Origin of the sequence: Photobacterium piscicola, assembly GCF_046058925.1 — a bacterium.
In the GTDB taxonomy this organism is placed as follows: domain Bacteria; phylum Pseudomonadota; class Gammaproteobacteria; order Enterobacterales; family Vibrionaceae; genus Photobacterium; species Photobacterium piscicola.
Genome location: NZ_CP175535.1, coordinates 762,487 through 776,630, shown reverse-complemented (window position 1 = coordinate 776,630; position 14,144 = coordinate 762,487). Strand labels below are relative to the sequence as shown.

The following is a 14,144-nucleotide window of genomic DNA, read 5'->3' as shown; positions in this document are numbered from 1 at the left end:
ACTGATCAGCTTGATTGTGATCACTGGAATATCTCATGACTAATTCTCATACTACTTTTCAACATTGGATGCGGTGTCTAATTGTTATTTTTATTTTACTTATGGCCTATATTGTTATTGCAGATAGGTATGTACCGTTAACCAGTGAAAGTCGTGTGCAAGGTTATGTAGTACAAATTGCACCTGAGGTTTCAGGCACAATCACACAAGTAAATATTAAGAATAATCAGGCCGTTGTTAAAGGTGAATTACTGTTTAGTATTGATGATCAAAAATACCTTTTAGCGGTAGATCAAGCGCAAGTTGCTTTAGAGCAAGCACATCAGCAAGAACAAGCGCTGTATGCTCAAGCCAGTGTTGCTCAAGCCAATATTGCCACCAGCCAAGCAAATTACAATAATGCCCATAACGACTTTAACCGCATAAACAAATTAGCGAAAAAGAAACTGGTTTCAGCGTCAATGCGTGATAATGCTTATGCTAAAAACCAAACAACCCAAGCAAATTTAGCCGCAGCAAAGCAACAAGCCGTTGTCATACAAACTCAATTGGGCGCTAAACACGGTCAAAGTACGATTGTACTCGCGGCTGAAAATTCCCTTGCACAAGCTAAACTTAATTTAGCCCATACAAAGGTTATTGCACCCAGCAATGGCGTAATCACCAACCTGCAAGTTGATGTTGGTACGATGGCAAACACTAACCAACCTATGCTGACCTTTATTCCAACCGATTCAATGTGGGTTGCGGCAGATTTTAGAGAAAAATCAATAGCTAACTTTCATTCCAAGTCAATGGCTTATGTCGCTTATGATGCTTTGCCTGGCCAAGTATTCCCGCTCACTATTAATAATCGTGACTTTGGTGTTGCCGCGGCACAACAAGTCGCCAATGGACACCTAACAAGTATTGAAACCAGTAACCGTTGGGTACGAGATGCGCAGCGAGTACGAGTCAATTTCATCAGCCAACAGCCCTTACCACCGCAATTATTCGTAGGTTCACGTGCGACTGTTGTTGTCTATCCGCAAAACAATCCTGTATGGCAGTTGTTAGCAAAAATAGAAATCCATTTAGCCAGTGTGCTGCATTATATTTACTAACCACAACAATAAGTTAAAGCGATTAATTATTAATTTTCGGAGTCATAACTTATGAAAACAATGCGCCTTTGGTTTGGTTGTGTCGTGGGCTTAGCAATCAGTATGATCTTTGGGTGGTCGTACGGTTTTTTTATTGCCTTATTACCCATTAATATCATGATGAATTCAGATAGTTGGCATTGGAATAGCTATGTCCAATTAGTGATTGGTGTGGTGTGGGTGACGCTTGAGGTCAGTTTTATTCATGGCTTTTTTCAGTCATCACCACTGCTATTAACCATTGTCGTCGGCATATTCTTCCTTGAAAAATGTATTGCGATGAGTAACAAGAATAGCTATTTGTTTGGCTTTATTGGACTACTTGTTGGCTCAATAGCGCTTAACTTTGCCAGCTACAGCAGTTTTGATTTAGAAGATTTTTCAATAACGTTATGGTGCAGTGCGATTGTAGCAGTGCCTATCTGTGCGCTGGCTTATTATTTTTTTCCTGAACCAAGTGTTGATCCAATCATCGATGCGGTCAGTGATACTACGAATAATACCCAGCGTTACGATCATATCGGCATGATAAGACAAACCGCACTGGGTTGGATCATCGCTATGTTGGCTTTTTTGGTATTTCAATTTGGCGATCTAAATGATTCATTATCAGCACAAGCATCAATATTGATCGTACTGTCACCGATGACATTAATTGGATCACTCGCTGCATCAAAAATACGTATTATAGGCACGTTTCTTGGTTGTTTAGCCGGGTTATGTATCCAAATAGGACTCTATTCATGGGCTGATAATGGAGTGTTATTTATTATGGCTTACGCGATTGCTGCAGGATTCTTTTGCTCTTGGCTCGCCCTTGGCACCATCAAATCGAGTATTGCGTTTTCGGCAATGTCGGCATTAACCGTACCATTAACAACATCTTTAATTCCCGATCAAAAAGATGCCGTATTTGCTATTTTTTATCGCTTTAGTTCTATTTTGGTTGCCGTTATTTTAACCTCAATGGCTATTTGGATTATTCACCATTTTCTAGTACGGGTGATCAAATCACCCAATGAACATTTTAGTCACAGCTAAGATTTGTTGATACAACCATAAAGTGATATTGCCTCTTTTTATAGCTGAAGTGGATAAATTTGAGTTAGCCATTCGAGCTAGCTCAATGTTGGACAAAAATTGGTTAGATTATTTGTTCTACTCTGGTGAGTAGATATTAGAAAAAGTATGGATAGGTGTGACCCTGTCCCAAAATCTGTGTAATTGCCTATCATTAACTTAATCATATTAAGGATAGGTAATTATGACCAAGCAAGAACTTGAAGCCTTTGCGAAGGAAGCTGCAAAAGGTTTGAAATCTCATCAAGATCTCCTCGATTTCAGCCAAATGCTCACTAAAATCACAGTTGAAGCTGCTCTTAATGCAGAACTTGATGAGCATTTAGGTTATGAAAAAAATCAGAAAGACGCCTCAATAAACTATCGAAATGGTTCATCAACTAAGACTTTAAAAACAGAAGATGGGCAATTTGAACTCGATACACCAAGAGATCGTGAAGGTAGTTTTGAACCACAATTGGTTAAGAAAAATCAAACACGTTTTACATCGATGGACGACAAAATTCTAAGTCTCTACGCTAGAGGCATGACAACACGTGATATCGTTGATTCGTTTAAAGAAATGTATAATGCAGACATTTCACCAACACTAATATCCAAAGTTACTAACGCCGTCATTGACGAAGTCAATGAATGGCAAAATAGACCATTAGACAGTCTTTATCCCATTGTTTATTTAGACTGTATTGTGGTTAAAATCCGTCAAGATAACCGTGTAATTAATAAAGCGGTTTTTCTCGCTTTAGCAATTAATCTTGATGGAGAAAAAGAATTATTAGGTTTGTGGTTCGCCGAAAATGAAGGCGCTAAGTTTTGGCTTAATGTCTTAACTGAGTTAAAGAACCGAGGCGTTGAAGACATCTTAATTGCTTGTGTAGATGGCCTTAAAGGCTTTCCTGATGCAATTAATACTGTTTATCCAGAAACACATATCCAACTCTGTATCGTCCACATGATAAGGAACTCACTACGATTTGTATCCTGGAAGGATTACAAAGCAGTGACCGCAGATTTAAAACGAATTTATCAGGCAGATACTGAAGAAATAGCACTTATGGAGCGAGATACTTTTTCAGAACGTTGGGATGAAAAATATCCTCAAATATCAAGGTCGTGGATAAATAATTGGGAAAATTTAAATACGTTTTTCAGATATCCAAAGGATATCAGAAAAGCGATTTATACAACGAACGCTATTGAGTCACTGAATAGTGTTATTCGTAAAGCGATTAAAAACCGAAAAGTATTTCCAAGTGATGACTCGGCTAAAAAAGTCATCTATTTGGCAATTCGTTCAGCATCAAAAAAATGGTTGATGCCAATTCATAATTGGAAAGCAGCGATGAACCGTTTTATTATTGAATTTGAAGACCGTTTAAAAGATCACCTGTAAAAGGTAATTACACAGAATTATTTACAGGGTCATAGGTGTCGGTTGCGCGACACATATCCTTATCTGTTCGCGACTATTACTGATTACCCTTTTCACTTTTTCTAACGACTCTACTCTCCAACATTTTTCTAGAGCCAAGCTCTGTCAAATCCCATTTAGAGCCAGTATCATCATTATTAATAGAGATTAGATTTAGAGCAACAAACTGAATGCGAATAGTAAATAGTACCTGTGTATCAACCCGTAGGCCACTAATATTATAATCATTTGTATCGGTATCACTATAGTGAGAAGCAATAAACTCACTAATAGAGTTTTCATATGGGCTATCAGCTAAAAATGGCGATATTGTGCTAAAGAGCTCTTCCCAAGTAGTTTCTTTAGACCAATTATCATATCGAGTATCGCGGTTAAAGTTTAGTGCATAAATACTATAATCACCTTTAAGCATTATATTACTATCAAAGTTAGCTAGCTCTGTTTCAGGAATGAGCGATGAGTGGGAGTTACTTTCAGCTAACTGTGTAGTTAATCTATTATTTTCTTTTCTCAACTCATTTATTTCAGCTAGTAGCTCAGGTGAAGCTGTTGAATCTGCTCGCACCCAGCCGATTGCGGGAAACATTTTCATAGTTTTGTTTAAACTGAGTGAGACAAGACCGGGTAACTGCTCTGGATTATCCCAAAAACGAATTAAACGACCGTCACCTACTTTGTTACGAAACTCTTGCAGCTTTTGATAATTTCTTTCGTCATTTTCAGATTTAGCCCTTGGTAATTCATCTGGAGATTGATGTAATAACGCAATTACTTTAATACCTTTACTTACAGCATAATCAAATTCTTTTTCGGTATAACTAAGCCCGTCATCAGCAGTTGAACCATAACGACCTCCAATTATTAGCAAGTAATAGTCACAGTCATCAATTATTTTTTTAATAAACTCCCACTGCTCTTCATCCGCCGCTGGAAACAACTCCATTCCCGCAGGAATGCAGTCCATCTCCATCAATGTTTGCAGCACGCTTTGCCTTTCATCTTTAAGGTCAACATAGGTAGAACTCACAAAGACCTGATAGCGCTTATCCATAACTCTCCTAATTACTTAGACTAAAACTGGTTGAATCCAGTATTACTACTCATGTCACCTAACAGCTTATTAATAAATATTCTTACTTCCACGCAAAATAATGCCCTAAAATCTTATAATTATAATTAATTTAATTCATTAATATCATGAGATTGGTTGCATTATTTTGTTTCAAATTTGCCAATTAGAGCAACTTAGTTCAGTACGCACTTTGTCTAGTTGTTGTGATAGTGCGATCACATTAACTAATTGCAATCGATTTTATCGAGAAACTTTTTCATTGAAATATCCCGAAAAGTAGTGGGTGTTTAAGATGAAATTGTCTAAGGTGTTAGGCCTCAACAAGTATTAGCAGAGATTATTCTTTCGGGATTCAAACTGAACTAGAAATTAAAACGTCGAATGACTACCAAGAATTACAAGCTCTATAAATCATATCAAAAAAATAAAATGTGATATTTGGCAGTGTTTTTAGCTAAATCAATATGTTAACGAGTATCATCCACGTAATATAAAGTTAAGAATAATGTTGAATTGGTGAAAAAATGATTACTCGAACAATTAATAATTTGGCGGACGGAGAGAAATCGTTCCATGAATTTTTAAAATCTCTTGCAGAAGACATTAACCCTAATGAGGCAAGTACTAGATTTCACATCATCGATAACGTAATTCGATGTCTTGGCTGGGCTGATAAAGATTTTGTTGTAGAAAACTACGAACAAGGAGAGTATTCAGATTATGAGATGGGACATCCACGTTCTCTGATCATTGAAGCCAAGAAAACGGGTATTCATTTCGAATTGCCAGTAAACCCGAACAAAAAAGTTATTCAATGTTTGTCTTCTATTACTAAAACGTCAAAGGCTGCTAAGGAAGCTCTTGAACAAGTGCAAAAATATTGTTCTGACCGAGGCGTAAAAAATGCCGTAATAACCAACGGTAACCAATATATTGCATTTATTGCCACTAGAGATGATGGTGTTTCTCCGTTTGAAGGAAAGTGTCTAGTATTTTCCTCACTTACACACCTAAAAAACAACTTCTCTTTAGCTTGGCAAGCTCTGTCACCTGACGGAATTTTAGACTTTTACTTACAGAGGACATTAAAGAATGGGGATATTCATATCCCTAAGAAGTTATCTGCCAGTCTAACTTATTACCCCAAATATCGTTCAAATACCGATCTGCACTCCACACTTAAAACTCTGTCTGACTTGCTGATACAAGATATTTTTGAGTCTGAAGAACAAGAAGAATCTTTTATACACAATTGCTATTGTGAAAGTGGCGCACTTTCGAAACACTCGTTACTTAGTAAGAATATCTTGAATGCTAGATATTCTTCGATTTTCGATAAAAATGAAGCTCAAGTTCAAACTTCAGATGTAAAGAGTAAGGGAAAGAAATTTGACGAGGAAATTTTACTCGAAGCTTTAAACAAAAGACCTATCGTTCTACTTGGAGATGTTGGCGTCGGCAAAACATCCTTTATCAAAAACTTACGATACAGCTCTGCATATGAAGAATTTAATAAGTCAATTTTCATAAATATTGACTTAGGGTCTTCTGCTACCTTAACAAATAACCTGAATGAATTCGTTGTTGATCAAGTTAAAGTCCAGCTTTTAGAAAACTATGACGTTGATATTCAATCAATGGAATATATTAATGGGGTTTACTCTAAAGAGATCCAAAGGTTTGCGAGTTCAATTTATGGAAGCCTTAAAGATACAGACCCTAAAGAATATAACAAAGAAAAGCTAAGTATGTTGCTGTCTTATGTCAAAGATAAGCCAGAACATCTCAGAAAATCAATAACCTATGCTTCTAAGCAGTTGAGACGACAAATTATTATAATTTTAGATAATGCTGATCAACGTGATTTTAATACACAACAAGATGCTTTTTTAATTTCACAAGAGCTAGCAAAAAAATGGGATGCGATAGTATTCGTTTCTGTTCGTCCAAAGACATTTTTTCGTTCTAAAAAGTCAGGTGCATTGAGCGCGTACCCTAATAAAATTTTTACTATTAAACCTCCTAGAATTGAAAATGTTATTAAAAAACGCTTACTTTACGCGACAAAAGTAGCTAAAGGCACCATCTCAAATGAGGAGTTCTATAACTTCCTTGTACGAAGTGATAACTTGGTAACTTTTTTAGAATCACTTGTTTATTCATTGGACGAAAACAAAGACTTGGCTGAGCTAATAACTAATATTACTGGTGGTAACGTAAGGTTAGCCATTGAAATCGTAAAAGGTTTTATCGGAAGTTCGAATGTTGATGTTGACAAAATCATTGCTGAAACAGAAGCAAATGATGAACCTTACTTCATTAAACTTCATGAGTTCTCTCGCTCTGTTTTGCTAGGTGAGTTAATGCATTACTCGGATGAAACGTCGATATCAATGAATATCTTTGATATCAACACACATGATCAGAGAGAGCATTTCTTATCTTCGTTGGTTATTTCCTATCTGAACAGAAATTCAAACAAAGACAAAGACGGTTTTACATCTTATGGAAGTCTCATAATTGAAATGCAGAACATTGGATTTCATGTTGAACAAATTGAATGTTCTCTAGAAAAGCTGATAAACAAAAAGCTAATTGAGACCAACAAGCGCTACACGTATGAAGAAGACGAATCTACAATGGCAGATTCAAAGCCAGAGCTATTAAGGTGTACATCTTCTGGCATTTATCATGTAAACCGGTGGTCACCAACATTTGTTTACATGGATGCGATTGCTCATGATACACCTATCTTTGCACCTCAAGTATTTGATGAATTATTGCCGGAGAGCGAGTCAATACAAATACTCGAAAGAAATAAAAGAGCTAAGATCATCAAAAATTATTTACTTGCCTGTTGGCGAGAAGCAAACATAAACGTTTCATACTATGACTTTGAAGATAACTTAAAGTTGGGTGCTTTAACCTTTGATTTTGTACAACATGCTTGTAAGAAAATCGAAAAAGAAACAATTACTATTATGCCTTCCACGGAGTGACCTCTTTCATTAAATTAAAAAATTAGAGCATTCTTTGAATGTTGATAGCTATGTCTAATTTACCCCGTGATACATCACGGGGATTTACAACAAATTTCATTAAATGAATGGATAACTTTTAGTAGGGCAAAAGCCCATGAACAAGATATGAACGAGTAAAAGCACTAAGTAGTAATGGGGCAATTATGAGTTAGCTTAATAGCTAACTCACTTGTGATCACCAAGCGATTCTGTCGTACCTTAACTACCAAGCGACTTTAAAGCTCAAAATTGATCAAACTTTTTTGTATCTTGACAATTTTTATTGTGGTCGATCAGACTATCTTGTTAGCCGACAGCTAACCGAGAATATTGAGATAGTGGCGAGAGTCAGCGCGGTGATTAAAGGCCAGATAAAACAAAACCGCCATGCTCGGCGGTTTTATTAGCGATAGCACGGCGGTTATTAATCAATGAAGGTTTCAAAAGGTAAATTGAAATACTCACTGAAGCCTTTTGCTTGAGCTAAATTAATAGCTCTTTTGCCATTTAAAATATCGCTGATCACGCTTTGAGGCGCGATATGTTTTAAATCAGATTGTTTAAGCTCCTTAATATCCATCAAGCCCTTTAGCATTTCTACAGCAGGAACTTTAGGCATAATTAAATGGTTCGTTTCAAATTCTTCGATGCGGTCTGAAATCGCATGGGCATAAACCATACAAACATCAGTTTCAGAGGTCGCCATATCCATTAGCTCATCCATTAATTCAGCGCGTTCTAGCACTTCCGCTTCAGTTTCAATTGGTTTCGTTGAATAGTTAAATAAAATTAGGGCATTCTGTGAGTAGTCACTTAGGACATCTGACATTGCCTCAAACATGCCGCTTAGATTTGCGGTGTTCAATCCAACATTTTCATGGTGTTTAATCATAACTGCTCCAAAATATACGGAGGTGATTACTTAATATGACTTTTAATCCATTTGTCATAGTCTGCATGAGATAAAATCTCACGAATAAAAATCTTGCTGCGAGTGCTATCAATACGAGCCAAAATGCGACAGTTGTTCTTATGAACGTCAAAAATGTAAAGGTCGTAATTGTCACCGTTAAAAGCCGTTTCACCTACTTTACACGCAGGGACACGATCAACATTCCAGCCACTTTGTGTACGCCAAAGCGCTTTAATTTGAGCAAAAGATTCAAACTTTAAGCCTGCTCGATTGAATGTCTGTTGCCAGAGAGTCAACCCAACCCGCCACTGTGGGTACATCAACATTGCCTGTTTAATTCGAGTTGTAGTGATGATCCGCACGCATATTAACCCTTTGCTGTGAATTTTAGACCAGATTATCGCAAAGTGCGATATATAGCAATATGCGATATGGCTTGTTTTCAGAAATGAGATGCAACAGAAAAGAAAAAAGCCTCCACTGTGGAAGGCTTGATATGATGCTAATACTGACTATTACTTACAGAATACGCGGGCTTGACGTGGTGTATAAATACCAAATGTAACGACACTCAATAGACCGTTAACAAACGTTTGTTGTACTTCAACTTTAGCCACGTTATCGGCACCACCACATAGCTTCGCAGCATCAACAGTTTTATGTTGACCAATACCTGAAACGAAAAATGGTTGTGATTTATTTAATTCAGCTTTTTTTGTTTGTGGTGCAGGTGACATAATAAATGTTTGGCGTGCACAACCTGTCATAACTGCCGCTGCAATTACTGTTGCTAAAATTACTTTTTTCATTAAGTTAACTCTAAAATGGATAAATAAAAGTGATATTCATTTAATCACATAAACAACAGTTAACATATTCTTTTGGGGTATAATTGTGCTATAAATTCATACTCTCAATTTTTGCGGTTATATTTTAACCATGAATGGACAATAAATATATAAATCATAGCGTTATTTATAAGATATTAAGCTAAATCATCTTTCGTAACACTCACGCCTTTAATCTGAGCAAACACCTGATCACCGACTTTTAGTGCTAATTCATCCGCTGCCCATGCGGTAATATTGGCCCATAAATGGGTTTCACCAATACGTAATTTAACTTCCACACGTTCATCATTAGCGTAATGAATCTTATCAACCCTTGCCGCAAGAATATTACGAATACTGCTCGCTTGAGGATAATGACGCGCAATTGAAACATCATTAGAAAATATACGTACCCGCACCCACTCCCCTCGTTGATGTGGCAACTGTGTCACCCATAATGAGGCATCGTGGCTCAACATTACTTGTGTTAAGGCATAACGAGGATGGTTAATATTTACTCGCGCACTTAATAGTGAACTCTGCTCTTTTGCAGGTAACCACGGTCGCATTTCAGGAGAACTCCACACAGAATTCACATGCCCTGAAATCAGTACCTTGCCTTGGTTTAACATCACCATTGAATCGGCTAAACGTAGAATCTCATCTAAACTGTGGGTTACATAAATTATCGGTGTATTGACCTCTTTGGCTAACTTCTCCAAATAAGGCATCAGTTCTTGTTTACGTGGCATGTCTAATGAAGCTAAAGGCTCGTCCATTAATAACATATCGGGTTTAGTCAATAATGCTCGCCCAATGGCTACCCGTTGCTTTTCACCACCAGATAACGAAGCCGGATAACGTGATAATAACGGTGCAATACCTAGTAAGTTAACCACATCATCAAAATGTTGTTGATCAGTATGTTTAACACCATAATTTAAATTACCTTTTACCGTATAATGTGGAAACAAACGCGCATCTTGAAATACATAACCAATATTACGTTTATCAGCACTTAACGCTATACCTTGCTGGCTATTGAATAAGACACGATCACCAAGCTGTATATAGCCATCGTCAGGATGACTTAACCCACTCAGCACATTCACTAATGAGGTTTTTCCTGCGCCAGAGCGTCCAAAAATAGCCGTAATACCCTGCATAGGAACATCAAGATCAATGGCTAACGCCAGATCACCTAATTGTTGGGTAAAGCACATTTTTAATCTTTTTTGCGCTGTTTTCGTACTCATTACGCAGCCCCTAATCGTTTTCTTGCCACGCGAGTTAACCATTCAGAAGCAAACAATGATAATAATGCAATCACAATAGCGACAATACATAAGCGTGCCGCTTCACTTTCAGCGCCGGGAGTTTCAATAAAGGAGTACATCGCCAAAGGAATAGTTTGAGTTTGCCCCGGAATATTTGACACAAAAGTGATCGTTGCACCAAACTCACCCAGAGCACGCGCAAAAGCTAGAATTGTACCCGTCAAAATACCAGGGATCATTAATGGTAAGGTGATGGTCATAAACACACGAGTAGAAGATGCACCTAGCGTGCGAGCCGCTTGTTCTAACTTCTTATCAACACCTTCTAAAGCTAATCGAATTGAGCGTACCATTAAAGGAAACGACACCACCGCAACAGCTAACGCAGCACCGCGCCAACTAAAACTGAACGTAAATCCAAACCAATCATACAGCCACTTGCCCACCATACCTTGGCGACCCATAGTGATTAATAATAGGTAACCGATCACCACAGGTGGTAGCACTAACGGTAAATGAATCAGTCCATCGAGTAATGATTTACCCCAAAACTGGCGGCGTGCCAATAACCAGGCACAGCCAATCCCTAATGGTAAACTGAAAATTACCGCGACACTGGCAATTTTCAAACTTAAAAATAACGCTTCTAATTCATATTCAGTGAGCACTACCAACAATCCTGTAAAAACTTTTATTCGTTATAGCAATAGCATAGGTAATCATTTACCGTCAGTCAGCAATGATTTGATTTCTGTGCTTTATTCGCTGTATTTTTAAACACAATCAAGGGTAAAACATAAAAGGTACTAAGCTTTCACTCAGTACCTTATCGTTAACCTATTACTATTATGCGTTTAATCAATCACGCTATTTTTTTGTAACCTGATCAAAGCCATAAGATTTGAAAATTGCTGCAGCTTGAGGCTGTTGTAAATACTGGTAAAAACCTTTAGCTGCTGGTGTCACATTGCCTTTCACTAGCGCCATTGGATATACAATCGGTTTATGTGAATCAGCGGGGAATTGATAGACTGTTTTTACTTTTTTAGAAATTTCAGCATCTGTTTTATAGACAATGCCCAATTGAGCTTCCCCACGTTCAACTAACACCAGCGCTGAACGCACATTATTGGCACTGGCTAACAGTGGTTGTGCTTGTTTCCATAAACCTAAAAACTCTAATGCTTGTTTTGCATAAATACCAGCAGGCACATAGTTAGGATCACCAACCGCTAAACGGGTGCCATCTAATGCCTTGGCTAAATTCCAGCTCGCGCTAACATTCACTTTATTTTGTGGGTATGCCAAAGGAGCAACCATCACTAAGCTATTTTTAACGATATCTTTACGGGTATTGGCCGCTATAGCCCCCTGCTGCTCGGCATAATCCATCCATTTTTCATTCGCAGATAAATAAATATTAGCAGGTGCACCTTGGCTAACTTGGCGTGCTAAAGTTGATGATGAAGCAAATGATAATGTGGTTTCAACACCGGTTTGCTGTTGATATTTTGCCGCAATGGCATTTAACGCATTGGTTAATGATGATGCAGCAAAAACAGTAACATTATCAGCAGCGAAAGCGGGTTGTGCAAAAAGAGATAATACAGCAGCAGTAATAACCGCAGATTTAAGTGACATAACAACCTCCATAATATTTCGATGTATAGTAATGTACATATCGATATTTACCAAGCATAAATTTTAATTCCTAGAGCCAATACTTCCCTTTTCCCTGATTCAAACTTATGTCATGTAAAGCTTAAAAATTCACAAAACAGCAAAAAGCAATCGATTACCAATCTGATAATTGAGCATTTTTACACCCTTTATTTAAAAATTCAGGTTTTCAATACGATCTTCGTCACAAATAAAAGTAATGCATAAAATAGTTATTTTCATTCATTTATTGCTCTGTATTATCAGCAAAAATCCATCGTTACGGTAATACATAATGTTTAAGAAGACTTTACTTGCTGTTTCTTTAGCTGCAACTTCGCTTATTAGCCCATCTGCTTATGCCATCGAAAATGTCGACTTGTTAATAACAAATGCGACTGTCCTCACCATGGATCAAGATAAAACCGTCTTTGATAATGGTTTGGTCGCAGTAAAAGGCAATAAGATTTATGCCGTTACTGATGGTACAAACATCAAAGAATACCAAGCAACTAAAACTATTGATGCTGATGGTGACATTGTTATGCCTGGCCTCATTAACTCCCATACTCACGCCTCAATGACCGTTTTCCGTTCAATGGCTGATGATGTGCCCGATCGTTTACACCGCTATATTTTCCCATTAGAGAAAAAATTAGTTTCACGAGATATGGTGCGTATTGGCGCCCAACTGGGTAACGTCGAAATGCTAAAAGGCGGCGTGACCACTTACGCTGACATGTATTACTTTGAAGATGAAGTGGCTAAAACCGTTGATCAGATAGGTATGCGTGCCATCTTGGGTGAAACCATTATTCAATTCCCGGTGGCGAGTGCTAAAACACCGGAAGATGGTATTAAATACACGCTCAACTTTATTGAACAATATAAAGATCACCCGCGTATTACACCAGCATTTGCACCACATGGCCCTTATACAAACTCGACTGAAACGCTGCAAACCATTGCCAAGCTATCGTTAAAACATGATGTGCCCGTAATGATGCACCTTGCAGAGTCTGATCGTGAGCGTGAAGTGATTGCTAAGCGTTCAGGCGGCTTATCCCCAATTAAATACATGGAATCGATTGGCGCACTTAATTCAAACTTCTTAGCCGCGCACGTCATTGATGCTAATGATGAAGATATCGCTATTTTGAAAAAGCACGATGTTGGTGTCGCCCACAACATGAGTGCCAATATCAAATCAGCCAAAGGCGTTGCACCTGCATTGAAAATGTTTAACGATGGGTTACGTATTGGTTTAGGCACAGACGGCCCAATGTCCGGTAATACATTAAGTACGATTGATGAATTTAACCAAGTAGCGAAAGTTCACAAATTAGTCAATAAAGATCGCGCGGCAATGCCTCCAATCAATGTGATTGAAATGGCCACCATTGGCGCGGCACGTGCATTACACATGGAAGATAAAATTGGCTCTTTAGAAGTGGGGAAACTGGCTGATATTATCGTGATTGATACCAAAGCACCCAACATGATCCCGGTTTATAATCCATACTCTGCTTTGGTGTATTCAGCGTATGCAACCAATGTTAAGCACTCAGTGGTTGACGGTAAGTTACTTATGGAAGATCGTAACATTCTGACGGTGAATGAAAAAACCGTGCGTGATGAAGCATTGAAATTTGCTGATGTAGTACGTAAAACCGTGGTTGAGAGCGGCGAAATAGTACAATAACACGCAAAAAATGGGTT

Annotated in this window: 12 protein-coding genes; 5 read left to right on the top strand and 7 right to left on the bottom strand. The window is 37.9% G+C overall.

What is annotated here, in order from left to right; translation table 11 throughout:
- Positions 1-35 precede the first annotated feature (35 nt).
- The 3 genes from ACJZU6_RS18030 to ACJZU6_RS18020 all read left to right on the top strand — a co-directional run bounded on the left by ACJZU6_RS18030 (position 36) and on the right by ACJZU6_RS18020 (position 3,615).
- A complete protein-coding gene (locus ACJZU6_RS18030; protein ID WP_327780003.1) occupies positions 36-1,103 on the top strand; it encodes an HlyD family secretion protein in 1,068 nt (355 codons plus the stop codon).
- Between the two features lie 51 nt (positions 1,104-1,154).
- The gene (locus ACJZU6_RS18025; RefSeq protein ID WP_408900997.1) at positions 1,155-2,183 is read left to right on the top strand and encodes a DUF2955 domain-containing protein; all 1,029 of its coding nucleotides are present in this window, start codon (positions 1,155-1,157) and stop codon (positions 2,181-2,183) included.
- A gap of 223 nt (positions 2,184-2,406) precedes the next feature.
- Complete coding sequence (locus ACJZU6_RS18020; protein ID WP_408900996.1) at positions 2,407-3,615, top strand: IS256 family transposase; 1,209 nt, start codon at positions 2,407-2,409, stop codon at positions 3,613-3,615.
- A gap of 76 nt (positions 3,616-3,691) precedes the next feature.
- Here ACJZU6_RS18020 and ACJZU6_RS18015 read toward each other — a convergent pair whose 3' ends face one another.
- Positions 3,692-4,705, bottom strand: coding sequence for a DUF4062 domain-containing protein (locus ACJZU6_RS18015; RefSeq protein ID WP_327771756.1), 1,014 nt, complete (start codon positions 4,703-4,705; stop codon positions 3,692-3,694).
- Between the two features lie 545 nt (positions 4,706-5,250).
- Between ACJZU6_RS18015 and ACJZU6_RS18010 the strand changes: the two genes are divergently transcribed.
- Positions 5,251-7,725, top strand: coding sequence for a hypothetical protein (locus ACJZU6_RS18010; protein ID WP_408900995.1), 2,475 nt, complete (start codon positions 5,251-5,253; stop codon positions 7,723-7,725).
- Between the two features lie 445 nt (positions 7,726-8,170).
- Here the strand turns inward: ACJZU6_RS18010 and ACJZU6_RS18005 are convergent, their stop codons facing one another.
- The 6 genes from ACJZU6_RS18005 to modA form a co-directional block, all read right to left on the bottom strand.
- The gene (locus ACJZU6_RS18005; protein ID WP_408900994.1) at positions 8,171-8,638 is read right to left on the bottom strand and encodes a type II toxin-antitoxin system HigA family antitoxin; all 468 of its coding nucleotides are present in this window, start codon (positions 8,636-8,638) and stop codon (positions 8,171-8,173) included.
- Between the two features lie 26 nt (positions 8,639-8,664).
- Positions 8,665-9,021, bottom strand: coding sequence for a type II toxin-antitoxin system HigB family toxin (locus tag ACJZU6_RS18000; protein ID WP_408900993.1), 357 nt, complete (start codon positions 9,019-9,021; stop codon positions 8,665-8,667).
- Between the two features lie 153 nt (positions 9,022-9,174).
- The gene (locus ACJZU6_RS17995) at positions 9,175-9,468 is read right to left on the bottom strand and encodes a Bor family protein (RefSeq protein ID WP_408900992.1); all 294 of its coding nucleotides are present in this window, start codon (positions 9,466-9,468) and stop codon (positions 9,175-9,177) included.
- 176 nt (positions 9,469-9,644) lie between these two features.
- Entirely contained in the window at positions 9,645-10,745 is a 1,101-nt protein-coding gene (modC, locus tag ACJZU6_RS17990) for a molybdenum ABC transporter ATP-binding protein ModC (protein WP_408900991.1), read from the bottom strand.
- Positions 10,745-11,434: a molybdate ABC transporter permease subunit gene (gene modB, locus ACJZU6_RS17985; RefSeq protein WP_080156182.1), complete on the bottom strand. Its 690-nt coding sequence runs from the start codon at positions 11,432-11,434 to the stop codon at positions 10,745-10,747. Before modB ends, modC begins: the two co-directional genes overlap by 1 nt.
- Positions 11,435-11,633: 199 nt before the next feature.
- Complete coding sequence (gene modA / locus ACJZU6_RS17980) at positions 11,634-12,407, bottom strand: molybdate ABC transporter substrate-binding protein (RefSeq protein WP_327769102.1); 774 nt, start codon at positions 12,405-12,407, stop codon at positions 11,634-11,636.
- Positions 12,408-12,720: 313 nt separating this feature from the next.
- On the opposite strand from modA, the gene ACJZU6_RS17975 reads away from it, so the two are divergent.
- Positions 12,721-14,127: an amidohydrolase gene (locus ACJZU6_RS17975; RefSeq protein ID WP_080156184.1), complete on the top strand. Its 1,407-nt coding sequence runs from the start codon at positions 12,721-12,723 to the stop codon at positions 14,125-14,127.
- The last annotated feature ends 17 nt before the right edge of the window (positions 14,128-14,144 follow it).